We start from the raw sequence: 19,090 nt of genomic DNA on the forward strand, positions 1-19,090 counted from the left end.
CAACCCGTTCCGGACCGGGCAATACCCAAGTTGCCGAATGGGTAACGTGTGCATGGTCGGGGTGGAGGGGGAGTGCGATGACCCAGCGGGTCGAGTCGAAATGGCGCAAGAGCATCTGGATGGACGTGACGGCGGTCGTGTCGGTGGTGGCGGTGGGGATCGTGGTCGCGGGCATGCTGAACGAGCCTGCCGAAGAATCGTCCGCCGACTCGCGCATCCCGGGCTGCGACGTCGTCGAGCCGCCCATGGAGCCGAGACGCTTCAGCGTCGCGTATTCCCCGTCACAGGACTACTACAACGCGAAGTACCAATGGTTTTCCGGTCCGAAGGCGACCGCGATGACGAACGCCGTCATCCAATCTCTGCCCGCCGATGTGGACGTGGTGTTCGCCAGTCCCGGCGAGTCGCTCGAGTTTCAGCCGATCGATGACATCGCACAATCGCAGTTGCCCGATGATGTCGACGCGGCACTGTTCAATGGGTCGACCAGTGCTCGGGGCTCGCTGGTCCGGGACGGACAGGTCGGCACGCTGACAGTCGATGTCCGCGCGTGGGATCGGCCGGTGCCGCCTTGCGTAGCCGGCGGATTGGACCGGCGCGAAATGCTACCGAACGGCACCGTGCTCGACTTGCAGGAAACGTGGGCCGAAAGCAACGGTGTGCGACACCTGAAGCGCGACGTAGTGGCGTACCTACCGGACGGAACCAGGGTCGTCGCCAGAGTCGACGACAGCGACTCGACGGAGCCGAACGCCCGAACCCGGCACGCCGGCCGCACCCCGCTGACCCTCGACGACCTCACTGCCATCGCGACGACGCCGGATTTGGCTGTCGCAGCCGGGGTTCCGCCGGGCACGTTGCCGCCGATGCGTGCGTGCAGTACCGAATCGAACGGGACGGGACCCGTGTTGACCCGGGGAGCCGTTGCCGACATCAATCGGGCACTCGATGAGCGGTGGTCCGGTGTGTCGAGCACCGGCGTCTCCCTGGACCGTCCGATCGGTTCGCTGCGTCCGGGGGATTTCGGCAGAGACAACGTGTGCGAGGTGCTCACGACAACATCCGGGGGCGGCTCCGGTCGGCTCGAGATCGCGCTCCTGAGCGGTAGGGATACTCCGTCGCCTCACGAGCAACTTTTGTCGGAACTCGACCGGGACAGGAAGTCCGAAACGCTGCAAGACGGTTCCGTCATCGTTCGCGCGGCCTACCCGTCGAACGGCGGTGCCTTCGTGTCGGTCACCCGGCCGTCCGGTGCGCAGGTCGTGGTCAGCGCGTCGGCGCCCGAAGGATCCGCGTCGCCGTTGACACTGGAGGAACTCGAGTTCATCGCCACCACACCGGGCGTCGTGCCGTGATCAGCAGCGACGCACCGGTCGTCGACGGTCAGACGACGAAGATCTGGTACGACGCTGCCGACCCGGGCAACGAGAGGACGATCGTGGTCGACCTCGCTACCACTTCCGTGCGGTGAGGAGGAGGTATTCCCAGTTCATCACGGTGCTGCCGGTGCCGTGGTCGAAACGACGTGCGAGATCGGCGAGTTCGTGATCCAGCGCGGCGACGCGGGCGGGGTCGTCAGCGATGTTCCGGTACACGGCGATGGTCGGGCCGTAGCGGGATTTGAAGTAGTCACGGAAGTCCTCGGGCGACCGGAATTGATCGATGCGCACGGTGTGCCGGGTTGCCACGATGTCGGTGACGCGATGGCCGAACAATGCCCGGACGTGTTCTTCACGACCCCACAGTGGCGGAGGCTGCGCGCCCGGAGGGGGCGGGGGTGCATACGGTTTCATCGTTGCGAACATCTGCCCGATGAAACCTTCGGGGGTCCAGCTGAGTAGGCCGATCGTTCCTCCCGGTCGGCAGACGCGGACGAGTTCGTCGGCGCTCGCCTGATGGTGCGGGGCGAACATGACGCCGACGCACGACAGCACGGTGTCGAACTCGTTGTCGGCGAACGGCATGGCCTCGGCGTCGGCTTCGCGCCACTCCACCTCGGCTCCGAGTTCGGCGGCACGGCGGCGTCCGGCGTCGAACAGTTCGGGGGTGAGGTCACCGGCGACGACGCTCGCCCCGGACAGTGCCGCGGGGATGGCGGCGTTGCCGGAGCCTGCCGCGACGTCGAGAACGCGGTCGCCGGGCCTGACCCGGCTGGCGCGGACCAGGGCGGGCCCGAGGCCGGCGATGATGTCGGTGGCCAGGGCGGGGTAGTCGCCGAGAGCCCACATGGCGCGGTGTTTGTTCTTCAGGTCGCGGTCGGCTTGCACTGCGTCGATCGTGTCATCCATCTCGGTACTCCGGTGGGTCGGCTGCATCGGTCGAGATCCAGCCTGGCCGGATGGTGGTGCCCCGAACAGGCACCCTCGGGGTAGGTTCCCGCCACCTCGGCTGTCAGTCCTGGTCGCGGAACTGCGCGGCGAGTTCGCTGCGCGAGCGGATGCCGAGCTTCGCGTAGACCCGGGTCAGGTGGTACTGCACGGTCTTGACGGACAGGAACAGTTCGCCCGCAGCCTCCTTGTTGCTGGCTCCGCCGGCGACGAGTTCGGTCACGGCCCGTTCCTGCGGAGTCAGTTCCTCGAGTGTGAACCGGCTGCGTTTGAGGTTGAGGCCGCCTGCCTTGAGTTCGCGGTCGCACCGCTGCACGTAGGAGGTGGCACCGAGCGCGAAATATCCCTCCCGGGCGGCCTGCATGACGGCGTCCGCTTCGCGCCGCTTGCCTGCCCGGCGCAAAGTCTGGCCGTACGCGAAGTTCACGCGTGCCCGATCGTAGGGGAGGGGAAGTGTGTCGAGGTGCGTCAACGCCGTCTCGAACACGTCCCGGGCGGCATCGATGTCGCCACGCGCGCCGGCGACGCGACCGCGGGCGTAACCGAGGCGAGCCATAGCCGACCGGTGCCCGCGCTCCACGGCGCGTTCCTCGTGCGGGATGAGGAACGCGTCCGCGTCGTCGACGCGACCGGCCATCACGAGAGCGTTCGCGTAGACGTCGGGCCACTGCCAGAAGCCGGGCTCGTCGATGCCCTCCCGCGGTTGCAGGCGGGTGAGAGGCTCGAGCGCCCTGATCACGGCGGCGTAGTCGGCCTGCACTTCGGCGCATTGGGCGCGGGCCAGGGAGGACGGAATGAACATCATCGGGTAGTCGTGCGAACTCGCCGCCGCGAGGCGGAGGTGTTCCTGCGCGGCGGGCCAGTTTCCGCGGAGCGCGTGTGTCTGCGCGCCGGTCCAGTGCACGAGGGGCCGGACGAGGTCGAGCGCGGCGTCCTCGAGTTGGTGTGCGGCACGGTCGACCGTGGCGATCGCGCCGCTCCAGTCACCGAGGGCGAATTGCGTTCGCGCCAGCCAGGCCTGCGCCCACAGCGAGATGCGGGTCGAGCCCATCCGGAAGGCCGTGGGGACGGCGCTCTCGAGTTCCTGACGCGCCGATTCGGGATCGTCCAGCGCCAGGTCGAGCCAGCCTCTGGCCATGTCGAAGCGCTGGGATTGGGCACCGAGGGCGATCTTCGCGGACAGCGTGTCGTAGGCGGCCCGTGCCTCCACGATCTGACCCGTGGCGGCGAGTCCGAGTCCCATGATTGCCGCGGATTCGACGGCCGACGGATCGCCAGGATCGACGAGAGCTACGGCCCGCCCGGCCCATTCGACGAGGTCCGGTCCGTGCCAGCGGACGAGTGAGTCCAGGACGCGGCGCTGGCAGATCAGCGCGGCGGTGGCCGGATCGGTATCCGGGTCGCATGCGGTCCACGACTGGGTGAGCAGCAGATCGGCTTCCGCGGGTCGTCCCCGGAGGATGGCGAGGTAGCCGAGTACGGCGTCGCGTAACGGACTTTCGGGGAAGCTCTCGATCTCCGGCGCGAACGCCAGTGCCTGGGGAAGGTTGCTGGCACCGACGAGGGCGTCGACGGCCCGGATGAGGCGTTGTTCGCGTTCGCCGCGGTCCGCGGTGAGGCGGCTCGACTTGATCAATGCGTCCGCGACAGCCGACCACGCCCCGACGGTTGCCCGCTGCGCAGAGTAGGTGTCCAGTTCGTCCGCGAGCACCGGATCGGCGAACGGCGCCGCGGCGGCGCGATGGTCCAGTCGCCTGCCCTCGTCCTCGACGATCCGTGCGGCATGATCGTGCAGGTCACGCAGCCGGATGGGCCCGAGGCTGCGGTAGACGGCGGCCCGGGTCAGCGGCGACGGGAAGGTCAGCACGGTCACGCCGCGATGCTCACCGACGGTGAGGAGGCCCGCCCGATGGATTTCGTCGAGCGCTTCCACCGGGTGCTCGATGCCCGCGAGCGCGGCGGCGTCGGCGAATCGAGGATTACCGGCGAGTACCGCCGCCGATTCGACGAGCGCCCGGGCAGGCGCCGAGCACCCCGACAGTTGTGACTGCACTTTCGCGGCGAACGTGCGGGGCACCGGGAGCACTGGCTGCCACTGGCTCCACGCGCTCGGGTCGACTTCCTGCAGAAGTTGCGTGAGGTGCCGTGGATTCCCCGCCGTGTGCTGAACGAGCTGGTGCGCCACCGGGGCCGGAAGGTCGAGATGCGCAAGGGTATTCGCAAGTCTTCGGGTGTCGGACGCATCGAGCGGACGGACCTGGATCCGATGCCGGCGATGCCGGTCGAGGAGGTCGAGGACTTCCGCGGGAACACCGTCGGGAGGTTCCGAGTTCGTGACGAGGACGATCATTGCCGGTCGGTCGAGCAGGTGCACGGCGGAGGTCAGCGCCTGCAGTGAGGCGAGGTCTGCCCAGTGCGCATCGTCGAGCACGAAGACGAACGGAACGTCACCAGCAGGCGGATCCACCGCAGCGACGAGTTCGCGGGCGACGTCGACGGGGTCCTCCGACGTCACGGCCGCCCCGAGGAGCTGTTCGGCGACGCCGAAGGGATGGCCGGACGCCCACGGGGCGCAGACCGCGGAGAACGCCGGCAGGTCGGGGTGTGCCGCGAGGAAGTGTTCCATCAGATTGGTCTTGCCGATGCCCGGCACGCCTTCGACGACCACGACGGCGGGCGCGTTCTCGCGCGCCTCACGCAGGATCGACTCTAGTTCGGCGAGTTCGCGGGAACGCCCGACGAGCTCGATGTTCCCTGGGGCACTCACACCACTCACCGTATCGCGACGCCTGATTTCGGCGTGTTCCTGGCGAAAACTGGGAACGCTTGTACCGTGAGGTTAGAAGCTGCTGGTCAGAACGACTACGAGTCGAAGGATTCGGTGCATTCATGACGACGGAGGTTAACTCCACGAAGCTGGAACGGGTGGCGATCCGCTTTGCCGGAGACTCCGGCGACGGCATGCAATTGACCGGCGACCGGTTCACGTCGGAGGCGGCGGCGTTCGGCAACGACCTCGCCACCCAGCCCAACTTCCCCGCCGAGATCCGGGCGCCTCAGGGCACCCTCCCGGGGGTGTCGTCGTTCCAGATCCAGATCGCGGACTACGACATCCTCACCGCCGGCGACCGCCCGGACGTTCTGGTCGCCATGAACCCGGCGGCGTTGAAGGCGAACCTGGACGATCTGCCGCGGGGCGGCATGATCATCGTGAACACGGACGAGTTCACCAAGCGGAATCTCGCGAAGGTCGGATACGCCACGAGCCCCCTCGACGACGACTCCCTCGAGGACTACGTGGTGCATCCGGTGGCGATGTCGACGTTGACGGTCAGCGCGGTCGAACCCGCCGGACTGAGCCGGAAGGACGGCGAGCGGGCGAAGAACATGTTCGCACTCGGACTGTTGTCGTGGATGTACAACCGTCCCACCCACAGCATCGAGCGGTTCCTGCAGACCAAGTTCGCAGCGAAGCCGCAGATCGCGGAGGGCAACCTCCTTGCGTTCAAGGCCGGATGGAATTACGGGGAGACGACGGAGAGTTTCGCGACCACCTACGAGGTGTCCGCGGCGACGCTCCCATCGGCCACGTACCGCCAGGTCACCGGGAACACGGCCCTGGCCTACGGGGTGGTGACGGCGGGACGGCTGGCGTCGCGGGACGTCTTCCTCGGCACCTATCCGATCACCCCGGCATCGGACATCCTGCACGAGCTGAGCAAGCACCGGAATCTCGGCGTCACCACGTTCCAGGCGGAGGACGAGATCGCCGGAATAGGCGCGGCGCTGGGCGCGTCGATCGGGGGCGCGCTCGGCGTGACGAGCACGTCCGGACCCGGACTGGCGTTGAAGAGCGAAGCCATCGGGCTGGCGGTGATGACGGAGGTCCCGCTGCTCGTCATCGACGTCCAGCGTGGTGGCCCGTCCACCGGTCTCCCCACGAAGACCGAACAGTCGGACCTGTTGCAGGCGATGTACGGACGCAACGGCGAGTCGCCGGTCGCGGTGATCGCACCGTGCTCACCCGCGGACTGCTTCGATGCCGCGGTCGACGCCGCCCGGATCGCGTTCACGTACCGCACACCGGTGCTGTTGCTGTCGGACGGCGCCATCGCGAACGGCAGCGAACCGTGGGCCATCCCGGACGTGTCCGAAATGGACCGGATCGACCCCGGCTGCGACACGGCACCACCGGTGGACGGCGAGTTCGCACCGTACGCCCGCGACCGGGAGACGCTCGCCCGTGCCATGGCGATACCGGGAACGCCCGGGCTCGAACACCGCATCGGCGGACTCGAGAAGGCCGACGGCAGCGGCGACATCTCCTACGATCCCGCCAACCACGACCTCATGGTGCGGTTGCGCCAGGCCAAGATCGACGGAATCGCCGTTCCCGACGCGGTCGTCGACGACCCCTCGGGTGAGGCCGACCTGCTGCTCGTCGGGTGGGGCAGCTCATACGGACCCATCGGTGAGGCCTGCCGTCGTGCTCGCCGTGAGGGCAAGAAGGTGGCCCACGTGCACGTGCGCAACCTCAACCCGCTGCCCGCCAATCTCGGTGCGGTGCTGCGCAGCTACGGGACCGTCGTCGCACCGGAGATGAATCTGGGCCAGCTCGCGATGATCCTCCGTGCGAGGTTCCTCGTGGACGTGCACTCGGTGACCAAGGTGCGGGGGCTCGCCTTCCTCGGCGACGAACTGCACGAGGTGATCGATTCCGCGCTGGCCGGAACGTTGCGTGAGCACGAGCTCGCGAAGACCGCCGACGCGCTCGCGTCGGCGACCTACCGATCGACCGGACCCCGGCAGGAGGAATCGGTGTGACACGGATGATCAGTCGTGTCGGTGCGGATCTGGGCCTGAGCGCCACCGCGCACGTGCCGAGGACCGACGAACCGCAGAAGGCCAAGGACTTCACGTCGGACCAGGAGGTCCGTTGGTGTCCGGGGTGCGGCGATTACGTCATCCTCGCCACGATCCGAAGTTTCCTGCCGGAGTTGGGACTCCGACGCGAGAATCTGATGTTCGTCTCCGGTATCGGATGCTCGAGCCGGTTCCCGTACTACCTGGACACGTACGGCCTGCACTCGATCCACGGTCGTGCGCCTGCCATCGCGACGGGTCTCGCGGTGACGCGCCCCGACCTGTCGGTGTGGGTGGTGACCGGCGACGGCGACGCACTGTCGATCGGGGGCAACCATCTCATCCACGCCCTGCGGAGAAACGTCAACATGACGATCCTGTTGTTCAACAACAGGATCTACGGGCTGACCAAGGGGCAGTACTCGCCGACGTCGGAGGTCGGCAAGGTCACCAAGTCGACGCCGCTGGGATCGGTGGACCACCCGTTCAACACGCTGTCCCTCGCGCTGGGAGCCGAGGCCACCTTCGCGGCCCGCGCCATGGACTCGGACCGCAAGGGGCTGACGGAGGTGCTGCGGCAGGCGGCGGCCCACCGCGGCACGTCGTTCGTGGAGATCTACCAGGACTGCCCGATCTTCAACGACGGCTCGTTCGACGTCCTACGCAAGGACGGTTCCGAGCAGCGCCTCATCCCGCTGACCCACGGCGAGCCGATCGTCTTCGGCGGAGCGGGCGAATACTGCGTCGTCCGATCGGGTTTCGGTCTGAAGGTGGTCGCGACCGCAGACGTCGACCTGGACGAGATCGTCGTGCACGACGCCCACACCGACGACCCCGACTACGCGTACGCACTGTCGAGGCTCTCAGACCAGGACCTCACCCACACCGTGACCGGTGTGTTCCGCAGCGTCACACGGGACACGTACGACGACATGGTGCGCCTGCAGAACGAGATCGCGCGGGAGAAGGACCCCGTCGACGACGGCTCGCTGCAGCGACTGCTGACCGGTCACGACACCTGGACGGTGGAGTAGGCGGCCGCAGGCGCGGCGCGGGTGACCCGTGCGCGCGGAACGAAGAACGTCACGATCCCGCCCAGGACGGCGATGCCCGCGAAGACGTAGAACGCCACCTGGCTGCTGATGCCGGCGCTGATCAGTGCGCCGCCGATCAGGGGGCCGAAGATGCCGCCCAGTCGGCCGAAACCGGCGCACCAGGCCACCCCGGCGCCGCGCGCGGACGTCGAGTAGTAGTTGGAGACGAAGCCGTAGATCAGGACCTGCGTGCCGATGGTGCCGACTCCGGCGACGGCGACGGACGCGAGGAGCACGGGCAGCGGGAAGCCGAGCGTCAGGAGGATCAGGGCCAGCGCGGCGAGACCGAACGTCGTGGCGACGACGCGTTGCGGTCCGATGCCGTCGGCGACCTTGGAGGCGATCAGACCGCCGAGGATCGCGCCGCCGTTGAGGACGAGCAGGAACGACAGCGAACCCTTCGCGTTGAAACCGGCGTCTTCCATGATCTTCGGAAGCCACGTGTTGAGGCCGTAGGTGAGCAGGAGGCCGGAGAAGCTCATCATTCCGAGAAGCGCAGTGCCCCAGGCGTAACGGTGGGTCGCGAGTGCGGCGAAGCCGACCTTCTCGACGGAGGCCCGTTCCGCGGCGATCTCGTCGGCGTCGGGCATCGGGATGCCCGTGCGTTCGGAGATGCGGCGTGCCTTGTCCTCGTGGCCGCGGGCGACGAGCCACTTCGGCGACTCGGGCAGTTTCACGAGAGCCAGCGGAAGCAGGATCACGATGGGCAGTGCGCCGATCCAGAAGAGGCCGCGCCAGCCGATCGTGTCGCGCAGAACGATCGCGAGGAGGGAGGCGAGCACCCCGCCGGCGGGGACGCCGCTGTAGACGATGGCGTTGTACAGGTTCCGCTTTCCGGGAGGTGCGAACTCCGCCACCATCGCACCGGCGGTGGCGACGAGGCCACCGACCCCGATGCCGGTGAAGAATCGCAGCAGGCCGAACATGGTGACGTTGGTGGCCAACGCGGCGAGCCCCATTCCGATGGAGAACCACGCGATGTTGACGAGCATCATCCGCCGCCGGCCCAGGTAGTCGCCCACAGCGCCGGCGGTGAGTGCGCCCACCATGACACCGATGAGCGCGTACGAGCCCAATGCACCGGCCTGCTGCGCGGAGATCTCGCCGAGCTGGCCGGGATCGTTCATCAACGTCGGGAGGATGGTGCCGTACACGACCAGGTCGTAGCCGTCGAAGATGATCGCGATCGTGGCGATCGCGACGACCCACGTGACGGCACTACGGTGTCTCGGACTCGCCCAGGTATCGGGGGTGGTGGATGGGTTCATGGTGATCTCCGCTCGGTGGGTGTGACGGGGAACCGTTTCGAGATCTGTGGGCTGCTAGCCGAGGTCGCCACCGGCGACGGGCAGTACCGTCCCGGTGATGTACGTGGCCTCGTCGGAGGCGAGGAAGACGATGGCCGCGGCCTGCTCGTCCAGCGTTCCGTACCGCTTCAGCAGGGACGAGTCGACGGTCTGGTCGACGATCTGCTGGTACCAGGCCTTTTCCTGATCGGTCTCCGCGCCGGGGCCGCGGGGAACGCGGCGAGCGGGCGCCTCGGTGCCGCCGGGTGCGGTGGCGACCACGCGGATTCCGTACTGTGCGGCTTCGAGAGCCAGGGAGGCGGTGAGGGCGTTGACGCCGCCCTTCGACGCCGCGTAGGGCACGCGGTTGACACCCCGCGTGGCCACCGAGGACACGTTGACGATGGTGCCCGACTGCTGCGCGATCAGGTGGGGGAGGACGGCGCGGCACGTCCACAGGGTCGGGAACAGCGACCGCTGCACCTCCGCCTGGATCTGCTCCGCCGTGTAGTGCTCGTACGGCTTGGCCCAGATGGTGCCGCCGACGTTGTTGATCAGCACGTCGAGCCGGCCGTGCTGCTGCCGCGCCTCGTCGATCGCCGCCTCGGCGTCGGCGAACTGTTCCAGATCGGCGGTGATGCTGTGCGCGTCGGTGCCGTTCTCGCGCAACCCCTTCGCGACGTCGTGGACGAGTTCGGCGCGGTCGATCAGGATCAGCGACGCACCCTCGGCCGCGAGTCGGGTCGCGACCGTCAGGCCGATGCCCTGCGCTGCGCCGGTGACCGCGACGACCTTGCCGTCGAAGCGATGCGGAGTGACGAGTCCACTCATGCGACGGCACTCCTCTCGATGGCGCGGCACATGGTGGCCTTCGCGTGCGCGCTGTGGCTGACGATCAGGTCGTGGGCGGCGGCCCGGTCGCCGTTCTCGAACGCGGTGACGATGTCGAGGTGGTCGTGCTGGATGTGTTCGTCCACCCAGTCCGCGGTGCGGAGCACCTTCGTCATGAGCTGCGTGACCTCCAGGCGGTTGTACGCCTCGAGCAGCACGTCGTTGGCGGTGCACCGGAACAGGAATTCGTGGAAGGCGGCGTTGGTGTCGGTGAAGGCGCCTGCGTCCGTGAGGTGGTCGTTCTCGATCGATTCGCAGGAGGTCTCGGCGAGGATCCGGTACTCGGACAGCTGTTCCTTCGTCATCCGGCCGATGGTCAGTTCCATCGCACCGAGTTCGAGCGCCATGCGGGCGTCGAACTGTGCGTCCGACTCGGACAGCGGCTGGTGTTCCTCACCGATCTCGTACTCGGGGGCCGCCTCGACGGCGTCGGCCGGCGGTGCGGACGCGTCGGCGCCACTCGGTGTCGCGGCGTTGTTGAACTTCTCGAAGTAGAAGTTCGCCGGCGTGACGCCCTCCGACTTCAGATGGTCGCGCACCGCCTCGACCATGGGAGGCGGACCGCACAGGTACACGTCCACATCGCCGTCGTTCAGGTGTGCGGGCTCGAACAGTCCGGTGACGTACCCCTTGTTCGGTGCACTGCTCTCCGGGTCGGACACGCAGTAGTCGAACGTGAACTGGGGCAGGGACTTCGTGTATTCCTCGAGCTTGTCCAGTTCCACCAGGTCCGCGTCGGACGAGACTCCGTAGACCAGGTGCACGGGGTGGTCGGCGGCGTCGGTGCGCATCTTGTCGAGGATCGACAGCAGCGGGGCCAGCCCGGTGCCGCCGGCCAGCAGCAGGGCGCGACGCTTCTGCTCACGCAGGAAGAAGCTTCCCATCGGGCCGGTGAACTCGAGCGTGTCGCCGACCTGTGCGCGGCTACGCAGGTACTCCGACATCAGGCCGCCGTCGGTGATCTTGACCAGGAACGACAGTTCCGTCGACGTGGGTCCGGTGCTGAACGAGTACGAGCGCGTCGCTTCGGTCCCGGGAACGGTGATGTTCACGTACTGGCCGGGGAGGAAAACCAGGTCGTCGCGGTTCGCGATCTCGATCGTGAACCCGATGGTCGTGTCGGAGAACTTACGGATCTCGGTGACCGTCGAGGTGAACGTGCCTGCGGCGGTCTTCGCGACGTCGGACGTCGTCGGGATCTGCAGCACCAGATCACTTTCCGGCATCATCTGGCACGGAAGGCAGTAGCCCTGCTCCGCCTCTTCGTCGGTGAGCGCTTCCTCGATGTAGTCGCCGCCGTCGTACGTGCCGGATTCGCAGAGCGACTTGCAGGTGCCGCACGCCCCGTCTCGACAGTCGAGGGGAATGTTGATGCGCGCGCGGTAGGACGCGTCGGCGACCGTCTCGTCGCCGTCACACTTGATGAAGCGGGTGATCCCGTCCTCGAAACTCAGTGCAACTTGGAAAGTCATGGAAAACAGCTCGATTCGCGAAGAATGGGGAAGAAATCAGATGTGGTAGATGTCGACCACGTGGTGGATGTAGTCGTTCTTGAGCACGACCTTCTTCTTCAGGATCAGAGGCTGCTCACCAGAGAAGTCGATGGTGTAGAACGAATTCCCGAAGTACGTGTCGACCGTGTTGTACCGGAAGTAGAGCGTGAACCAGTTGAACCGGACATCTACGACTTCGCCGCGACGGTCGGTGACCTCGACGTTCGAGATGTTGTGACCGGTGCGGGGTTCCGGAAGGCTCGTCGCGCTCGACCGGTCGGTCTTGATGCGGAACACCCGGTCCTCGATGCCACCACGATTGGCGTAGTAGATCAGTGAGATCTCGGTCATCGGGTCGGTGGTCAGGTCACCGTCGTCGGCCCACGCCGGCATCCAGAACTCGGAGTCGGGGTGATAGCACTCGATCCACTTCTCGAACTCGCGGTCGTCGAGGTAGCGGGCCTCACGGTAGAGGAACTGCTCGATGTCGTGCTGGGTGACAGTGCTTTCGGCTACTGCGGTCATGTTTCTCGTCTCCCTCAGCGGTTGTTCGCGGCAACGTCGGCGTCGAGCGCCTTGGTGAGCGCTTGCACCCAGTAGCCGTGCTGGATCGGGTAGAGGCCCTCGTCCTCGGTCTTCACACCACTGGAGATGGGATTGATGCCGATCTTCTTCGCACCCTCGTCGGGGCCCTGGAGTTGGTGGGTGACACCGCGGCTGAGGTCGTTGAACGGTGCGGCGCCGGCCTGGTACGTCTTCTGGCAGGAGCGGAACTCCTCGAGATCGTCCGGGGTGGCCATGCCGGTGGCGTTGAAGAAGTCCTCGTACTGGCGGATGCGGGCGGCGCGTGCCGTGCGGCTCTCACCCTTGGGGGCGATGCAGTAGATGGTGACCTCGGTCTTGTCGACGGAGATCGGACGGAAATGCCGGATCTGCGAACCGAACTGGTCCATCAGGTACACGTTCGGGTACAGGCACAGGTTGCGGGACACACCGATCATCCAATCGGCGCGGTCTTCGCCGTACTGGGCGACGAGTTCGTCACGGCGCTCGTTGAGGGGACGGTTGGCGGGGTCCGCCCACTTGGTCCACAGCAGCAGATGACCGTTGTCGAACGAGTAGTACCCGCCCTGCTGCTTCGACCACTTGCCGGCGTCCATCGCCTTCGTGGCGTTGGTGGACTCGCCGGACTCCCGACGTGACGTGGTCGCGGCGTAGTTCCAGTGGGTAGCGGACACGTGGTAGCCGTCGGCACCGTTCTCGGTCTGCAGCTTCCAGTTGCCGTCATAGGTGTAGGTGGACGCACCGCGCAGGACCTCGAGGCCGTCGGGCGACTGGTCGACGATCATGTCGATGATCTTCGTGGTGTCACCGAGGTGTTCCTCGAGCGGCGGGACGTCGGCGTTGAGGCTGCCGAACAGGAATCCGCGGTAGTTCTCGAACCGCGCGACCTTGGTGAGGTCGTGGGAGCCGTCCTTGTTGAACTGTTCCGGGTAGCCGGCCTCACGCGGGTCCTTGACCTTGAGAAGCTTGCCGGAGTTGTTGAACGTCCAGCCGTGGAATGGGCAGGTGAACGTGGTCCGGTTGTCCGTCTTGCGCCGGCAGAGCATGGCGCCGCGGTGGCTGCACGCGTTCACCAGGGCGTTGAGCTCACCCTCCTTGTTGCGGGAGATCACGATCGGCTGGCGGCCCATGTACGTGGTGAAGTAGTCGCCGACGTTCGGGATCTGGCTCTCGTGGGCCAGGTAGATCCAGTTGCCCTCGAAGATGTGCTTCATCTCGAGTTCGAACAGGTCCTCGTCCGTGAAAACGCTTCGTCGCACCTGGTAGCGACCGGTTTCCGCGTCCTCGACGAGCGCGTCGGCCAGCTTGGCGCGCACGCCGTCGGACGGCGCTGTGTACAGGGTTTCAGTCATGGGATCCTCCAAGATCTCCGGGGGGCTTGCGCCCTGCGAGGGCGCCCGGGTCCGGCAATGAATCCCACTCTTGCAGCCTGTGCGCTGCATCACACTAGGCATTTACCGAGTACTGACTAGGACGTGTTCGGCATGCGCACGCCGAGGCTCGGAGGGCCTCGGCGTGCGCACGCGGGCCGACTTCACACGGCTGGCGTGAACTTCTCCCGGAAGATGCGTCGCGGAGCCATACGCCGGCGCTTGAATGCCTTGACGCCGGCGTCGACCATCGCCGGCGGCCCGCACAGGTACCCGGAGTATCCGCGACAGGTGTCGAAGTCCTCCACGAACGCGTCCGTGACGTAACCGGACCGCCCGGACCACGACTGGTCGCTCAGACACGGCACGTACCGGAAGCCCGGGTGCGCCCGCTCCCACTCCTGGAACAGGTCGACATCGTAGAGGTCGGACTCCTCGCGCACGCCGTGATACAGGTGGATCGCGCGGTCCGGAGCCGACGTGAGTGCCTGGCGGACCATCGATTTCAGCGGGGCGAGCCCGGTTCCGCCGCCCAGCAGGATCATCGGACCCGCGTCCTCCGGATCGAGCCGGAAGTCCCCGAGCGGCCCCGCCATCTCGACGCGCTCGCCGACGGACAGCGTGCCGAAGACCCAACCGTCCGTCGCGACTCCGCCCGGCTGCCTGCGGATGTGGAACTCGAGCTGTTTCGACTCGCCCGGCGTGTTCGCCATCGAGTACTGGCGGCGGTGGTCGGTGCCGGGTACTCGCAGTTCGACGTACTGCCCCGCGGAGAATTCGAGCGGGCTGTCGAGCGTGACGAGAACCCGCCGCGTGTCACGGGCGACGTCCTCGATCGCGCTCACGGTGCCGACGACGTCTCGCAGTGCGTGGACGGTGCCCGCCGGTGCCGTGTCCAGGCGTTCCACCACCGTGTCACTGCACGGGGTCGCCTGGCAGGCCAGCGCAAACCCCTGCTCGCGTTCGGCCCGGGTCAGCGTGTGTTCGGGCGACAGGCCGTGGTCGACCTCCCCCGATACGACCCGCAGCTTGCACGTTCCGCACGTGCCCTGGTTGCAAGAGTTCGGCATCCACACGCTGCCCCGGAGGAAGGCGTCCAGAAGCGGCTGGTCGGGGCGGCATTCCACCCTGTCCGCGGAGACCGAGACGGTGAAGGTCACGGCTACACCTCCCACGTGGTCCGGAGGGCGGTCGGGCCGCGGAAACCCCAGCCCCAGAACTCCACGTCCGCGCCGGAGTCACGTTCGAGGTTCGGGATCGCCTCGAACAGTTCCTCCAGGCCGATGCGGCAGACGTGGTTCGCGAAGTAGATGCCCGCGCACGCGTGATTGCCGGAACCGAACGCCAGGTGGGGGAGCGGGGGACGCGTCATGTCGTAGTCGGAGGGGGCGTCGTAGACGGCGGCGTCGTGGTTGGCCGAACCGTAGGACAACAGGACCACGGATCCCTCGGGAAGGAACACGTCCCCGAGCGTGACGTCCTTGGTGCTGATGCGGGCGGTCGCCGACCAGATCGGGGAGGTCCAGCGCATTCCCTCGGAAATCGCCCGCGGAATCAGCGCGGGCTCGTCGATGACGGCCTCCAGTTGCTCGGGGCGGGTGAACAGGCCCACGAGCGTCGACGCCATGCCGTGGCCGGGTTCCTGCATCGCGCCCAGCAGGTACACGAAGAGCGTGGGGTAGATGTACTCGCGGTCGCGGACCTTCCCTTCGGGCATGCCGTCGTGCAGCCAGTGCGAGATGGCGCTGTCGTCGGGTTCGACGATCCACTTGTCGATGAGCGGATCGACGACGGCCCGGATCTCTGCCTTGGCCTCGTCGCCCTGCACGAATCCCTCCGGGTTCGTGAACTCGCCGTCCGCGTCCACCCCGGCATTGGTGAAGGAGTTCGACAGCCGGTGGAACCAGTCACGCAACGTGTCCGAGCTGACGTCGTTCAACCCCAGCAGGTCACCGAGTGCGCGCACGCTGACGGGTTCGCAGTACTGCGAGACCAGATCGGCCTTGCCGTCGTTCTCGAACTGCTCCACGTAGCGACGCGCGATGGGGCGGACGAGTCCGTCGACCCAGCGGTCCACCTCCGACGGTTGCAGTGCGGGGTCGACCATCGAGCGGAGGTCGCGGTGGATCTCGCCGTTGACGCCGATCACCGCAGGGTGACCGAACGTGCGGCCGCCGGCCTTGGTGATGATTCCCTCGAAGTCGGGGCTGTTGGCGATGGTGCGGCACAAGTCGGCGGTGGTCGCGACGAACGAGCCGAGGACCGGGACGTAGGCCAGCGGCGCCTCGGCACGCAGCCGCTCGTAGACGGGGTACGGGTTGCGCTCGAGTTCCGTCATCGTGATCTCGTCGATCCAAGAGAGGGTGGCGGTCATCTGAATCTCCTCATTCAAAGCAACTGCTCGGAAACAACTTTCGTTGTGTGAGCGGGGTGAGGAAGAAGGTAGGCCGTCGTACGAGGGTGGTCTAGCCACTCTGCGCGGTCTCTGGACCATCTGCGCGACTACTTGTGATTGCGGTCTCAGTTATCCTCGACTGGGCGTGACGACACGGTTTCAATGAGGTCGGAACGATTCTTCAGTGAGGCAGGTGCATGACGATGGCATCGACGATCACCGAAACCCAGGACTGGGATGCGGCGTCGAGGGCGGTGGCCGGTGCGTACTTTCCCCACACGTTGACCGACTTGTCGCCGAATGGAGCGATGAAGCTGTCGATGCGGACCGTCGACCTCGGCCCCGTCACTCTCGGGAGGTTGGGCTGGGGTGCCGACGTGTCGATCGAGTGCGACTATCCGGATGCGTACGAGATCAACATTCCGCTGTCCGGTTCGCTGGAGTCCTGTTCGCAGGGCGACACGGTGCTGTCGCGGCCCGGTCAGGCCACGGTCTTCCGGGCGGACGAGCCGACCTTGATCACCCGGTGGAGCGGCGACTGCTCGGTGCTCGGCGTCAAATTCGACAGCGCCTACCTCGAGCAGGAGGCTGACCGGATCCTCGGCTCCGACCTGCGGCCCGGGCTGCACCTACCGTCGCAGATCGATCTCACCGAGGCCCCGGGACACAGCTGGTTTCGTCTGGTGCGCTCATTGACCGCGCAACTGCGGGAGCCGGCCGACCTCCTGGCCAACCCGGTGGTCGGCCCACAGCTCGCCGGCGCGATCACCTCGGCGTTCGTCCTGGCCGTCACGCCCGACGAGGAGGTGCGCGGGGGCGCACCCCGACCGCGAATCGTCAAGCGAGTGCTCGACGGCCTCAACGACGACCCAGCCCGCGCCTGGACGGCAGCAGACATGGCCGAGTTGGCGGGTACCAGCGTCCGCCGGTTGCAGGAAGGGTTTCGCGAGTACGTCGGGCGCAGCCCGTCGGAATGCCTCCTCGACATCCGCCTGAGTCGCGCCGACGCCGACCTGAGGGCACTGGAACCCGGTGTCACGGTCTCCGAGGTCGCTGCCCGGTGGGGGTTCACCCATGCGGGCCGGTTCTCCGCCGCGTACCGCCGGCGGTACGGCAAATCCCCGTCAGAGCTGATTCGCTTCTGACGGGGATTGCGCGGCTGTGCGGTTACTTGTTGCCGAAGTACGAGACGTCGTCGTTGCCGATGAGGTCGGGGACCGTCCAGCCGTCGAGGTCGTATTCGGACAGGCACTGCTCGGCGAAGCCCTTCATGGAGGCGACGTCGCCACGGTTCTCGGCGGCGAACAGCAGTTCCGCCTTGACGTTTTCGTGGTTGCCGGAGTAGTTGCGCTCGTAGAGTTCGTGGCGGCCACCGAACTCGCTGCCGATCGAATCCCACAGGGCCTTCATGATCTTGACGCGTTCGACGGCGGTCATGCCGTCGGAGCCGCGGACGTACTTGTCCAGGTACGGCCGGACGTCGGGGCTCTTGAAGTCGCGGGCGCTCGAGGGCAGGTAGATCAGGCCGGACGCGACGTCCTGTTCGATGATCTCCTTGATGCGCGGGTAGCCCTGGATCATGAACATGCGGTACGTGAGGCCGTACTCGAGCTTCGGGATGACGGTGTCGCCGATCCACGGCTCGGGGTTGCGTGCCATCGATTCGGTGAGTGACCAGAACAGGTTTCGCCAGCCGATGACCTCACCGACGCGGGTCTGCACGCCGCGGAAACCGCCCGCGCCGGTGGCGTCGAGGGCCTTCATCAGCATGCCGGCGATGAAGTCGAGCTTCACGGCGAGACGGGTGCAGCCCTGGAAGGTGAAGCGGGGCAGGAATCCGGACTGCGGGAAGAAGCCGTTGATCTTGTCGACGTCGCCGTACATGAAGACGTTCTCCCACGGCACGAGCACCTTGTCGAAGATGAAGATGGTGTCGTTCTCGTCCATCCGGCTCGACAGCGGGTAGTCGAACGGGGTGCCCATCACGGCCGCGTTCTGGGTGAACGAGGACCGGCAGATCAGCTTCACGCCCGGTGCGTCCATCGGGACGGTGCAGATCAGGGCGAATTCCTTCTTCTTGATCGGCAGGCCGTAGTGGGCGATGAAGTTGTAGTTGGTGATGGCCGAGCCGGTGGCCACCACCTTGGCGCCGGAGACGATGAGGCCGGCGTCGGTTTCCTTCTCCACCTTCATGAACACGTCGCCGACCTCGTCGGGCGGGAGTTGCCGGTCGACCGGCGGGTTGATGATCGCGTGGTTCCAGTACAGGACCTTTTCCTGCGATTCCTTGTACCAGCGCTCGGCGTTGTCCTGGAACGGCGAGTACAGCTCCTTGTTGGCATGCAGGGTGCCGAGGAAGGAGGCCTTGTAGTCGGGCGACCGGCCCATCCAGCCGTACGTCATGCGCGCCCAGGTGGCGATGGCGTCGCGTTCCTTCAGCAGGTCGTCCGAGGACTTCGGCGCCTTGAAGAACGGCATCGTGACGCCGCCGTTGCCGGTGTCGGTGGGGGTGGTGACCTTGTCGACGTGTTCGCCCGTGTGCATCGAGTCGTAGAGGCGGGCGGTCATCCGGATGGGGTTGCGGAACGCCGGATGGGTGGTGACGTCCTCGACGCGCTCGCCGTGCAACCAGATCTCACGGTCGTCGCGCAGCGACTCGATGTACTCGTCACCGGTCATCGGCCGCGACGCGAAGTTGGCGGTGCGGTTGGCTTCGCAGTCTGCGGCCGGGTTGACCTTCGTCGGGTCGAGCGCGGTCTCGGGAGCGCTTTCGGTGGTGGTCATGGAATGTCCTTTCGGATCGGGCG

The 19,090-nt window shown here is 66.7% G+C and carries 14 protein-coding genes; 4 read left to right on the forward strand and 10 right to left on the reverse strand.

All coding sequences use genetic code 11. The features are described 5' to 3' along the window. Window positions 1-77: 77 nt before the first annotated feature. On the forward strand, window positions 78-1,355 hold the full coding sequence (locus QM693_RS25300; protein WP_283353727.1) for a hypothetical protein: 1,278 nt from the start codon (window positions 78-80) through the stop codon (window positions 1,353-1,355). 96 nt (window positions 1,356-1,451) lie between these two features. On the opposite strand, the gene QM693_RS25305 is transcribed toward QM693_RS25300, so the two are convergent. Further along, entirely contained in the window at window positions 1,452-2,288 is an 837-nt protein-coding gene (locus tag QM693_RS25305) for a class I SAM-dependent methyltransferase (RefSeq protein ID WP_280780454.1), read from the reverse strand. A gap of 103 nt (window positions 2,289-2,391) precedes the next feature. Then, entirely contained in the window at window positions 2,392-5,094 is a 2,703-nt protein-coding gene (locus QM693_RS25310) for a helix-turn-helix transcriptional regulator (protein WP_283353728.1), read from the reverse strand. Window positions 5,095-5,216: 122 nt separating this feature from the next. Between QM693_RS25310 and QM693_RS25315 the strand changes: the two genes are divergently transcribed. Then, the gene (locus QM693_RS25315; protein ID WP_283353729.1) at window positions 5,217-7,151 is read left to right on the forward strand and encodes a 2-oxoacid:acceptor oxidoreductase subunit alpha; all 1,935 of its coding nucleotides are present in this window, start codon (window positions 5,217-5,219) and stop codon (window positions 7,149-7,151) included. Between the two features lie 5 nt (window positions 7,152-7,156). Continuing rightward, window positions 7,157-8,224, forward strand: coding sequence for a 2-oxoacid:ferredoxin oxidoreductase subunit beta (locus tag QM693_RS25320; RefSeq protein ID WP_283353749.1), 1,068 nt, complete (start codon window positions 7,157-7,159; stop codon window positions 8,222-8,224). On the opposite strand, the gene QM693_RS25325 is transcribed toward QM693_RS25320, so the two are convergent. The 7 genes from QM693_RS25325 to QM693_RS25355 form a co-directional block, all read right to left on the reverse strand. Beyond that, window positions 8,200-9,552 carry an MFS transporter gene (locus QM693_RS25325; protein WP_280780451.1) on the reverse strand — a complete coding sequence of 451 codons (1,353 nt, stop codon included), beginning with the start codon at window positions 9,550-9,552 and terminating at the stop codon, window positions 8,200-8,202. The two genes, QM693_RS25320 and QM693_RS25325, sit on opposite strands and share 25 nt — an antisense overlap. A gap of 54 nt (window positions 9,553-9,606) precedes the next feature. After that, window positions 9,607-10,401 (reverse strand): 1,6-dihydroxycyclohexa-2,4-diene-1-carboxylate dehydrogenase, encoded by a 795-nt coding sequence (locus QM693_RS25330; RefSeq protein WP_007297188.1) that lies wholly within the window; start codon window positions 10,399-10,401, stop codon window positions 9,607-9,609. Then, on the reverse strand, window positions 10,398-11,933 hold the full coding sequence (gene benC / locus QM693_RS25335; protein WP_283353730.1) for a benzoate 1,2-dioxygenase electron transfer component BenC: 1,536 nt from the start codon (window positions 11,931-11,933) through the stop codon (window positions 10,398-10,400). The genes QM693_RS25330 and benC overlap by 4 nt, the downstream gene beginning before the upstream one ends. A gap of 36 nt (window positions 11,934-11,969) precedes the next feature. Further along, complete coding sequence (benB, locus tag QM693_RS25340) at window positions 11,970-12,479, reverse strand: benzoate 1,2-dioxygenase small subunit (protein WP_005258735.1); 510 nt, start codon at window positions 12,477-12,479, stop codon at window positions 11,970-11,972. Window positions 12,480-12,493: 14 nt separating this feature from the next. Then, on the reverse strand, window positions 12,494-13,870 hold the full coding sequence (gene benA / locus QM693_RS25345) for a benzoate 1,2-dioxygenase large subunit (protein WP_283333836.1): 1,377 nt from the start codon (window positions 13,868-13,870) through the stop codon (window positions 12,494-12,496). A 182-nt stretch (window positions 13,871-14,052) separates the two neighbouring features. Beyond that, window positions 14,053-15,048 carry a 2Fe-2S iron-sulfur cluster-binding protein gene (locus QM693_RS25350; RefSeq protein ID WP_283333837.1) on the reverse strand — a complete coding sequence of 332 codons (996 nt, stop codon included), beginning with the start codon at window positions 15,046-15,048 and terminating at the stop codon, window positions 14,053-14,055. Between the two features lie 2 nt (window positions 15,049-15,050). Then, on the reverse strand, window positions 15,051-16,262 hold the full coding sequence (locus QM693_RS25355) for a cytochrome P450 (RefSeq protein WP_283333838.1): 1,212 nt from the start codon (window positions 16,260-16,262) through the stop codon (window positions 15,051-15,053). 218 nt (window positions 16,263-16,480) lie between these two features. Between QM693_RS25355 and QM693_RS25360 the strand changes: the two genes are divergently transcribed. Further along, on the forward strand, window positions 16,481-17,428 hold the full coding sequence (locus tag QM693_RS25360; protein WP_005562308.1) for an AraC family transcriptional regulator: 948 nt from the start codon (window positions 16,481-16,483) through the stop codon (window positions 17,426-17,428). A gap of 22 nt (window positions 17,429-17,450) precedes the next feature. Here the strand turns inward: QM693_RS25360 and QM693_RS25365 are convergent, their stop codons facing one another. Next, window positions 17,451-19,067 (reverse strand): 4-hydroxyphenylacetate 3-hydroxylase family protein, encoded by a 1,617-nt coding sequence (locus QM693_RS25365; protein ID WP_007297195.1) that lies wholly within the window; start codon window positions 19,065-19,067, stop codon window positions 17,451-17,453. Window positions 19,068-19,090: the final 23 nt, after the last annotated feature.

The organism is Rhodococcus sp. IEGM 1305 (assembly GCF_030058635.1).
GTDB lineage: Bacteria > Actinomycetota > Actinomycetes > Mycobacteriales > Mycobacteriaceae > Rhodococcus_F > Rhodococcus_F opacus_D.

Bases quoted from the DNA above. Each gene is read 5' to 3' on its own strand.
- QM693_RS25365 (WP_007297195.1), bottom strand. From the start codon at position 19,067: ATGACCACCACCGAAAGCGCTCCCGAGACCGCGCTCGACCCGACGAAG.
- QM693_RS25325 (WP_280780451.1), bottom strand. From the start codon at position 9,552: ATGAACCCATCCACCACCCCCGATACCTGGGCGAGTCCGAGACACCGT.
- QM693_RS25360 (WP_005562308.1), top strand. From the start codon at position 16,481: ATGACGATGGCATCGACGATCACCGAAACCCAGGACTGGGATGCGGCG.
- benB (WP_005258735.1), bottom strand. From the start codon at position 12,479: ATGACCGCAGTAGCCGAAAGCACTGTCACCCAGCACGACATCGAGCAG.
- benA (WP_283333836.1), bottom strand. From the start codon at position 13,870: ATGACTGAAACCCTGTACACAGCGCCGTCCGACGGCGTGCGCGCCAAG.
- QM693_RS25330 (WP_007297188.1), bottom strand. From the start codon at position 10,401: ATGAGTGGACTCGTCACTCCGCATCGCTTCGACGGCAAGGTCGTCGCG.
- QM693_RS25305 (WP_280780454.1), bottom strand. From the start codon at position 2,288: ATGGATGACACGATCGACGCAGTGCAAGCCGACCGCGACCTGAAGAAC.
- QM693_RS25300 (WP_283353727.1), top strand. From the start codon at position 78: ATGACCCAGCGGGTCGAGTCGAAATGGCGCAAGAGCATCTGGATGGAC.
- QM693_RS25315 (WP_283353729.1), top strand. From the start codon at position 5,217: ATGACGACGGAGGTTAACTCCACGAAGCTGGAACGGGTGGCGATCCGC.
- QM693_RS25320 (WP_283353749.1), top strand. From the start codon at position 7,157: ATGATCAGTCGTGTCGGTGCGGATCTGGGCCTGAGCGCCACCGCGCAC.
- benC (WP_283353730.1), bottom strand. From the start codon at position 11,933: ATGACTTTCCAAGTTGCACTGAGTTTCGAGGACGGGATCACCCGCTTC.
- QM693_RS25355 (WP_283333838.1), bottom strand. From the start codon at position 16,262: ATGACCGCCACCCTCTCTTGGATCGACGAGATCACGATGACGGAACTC.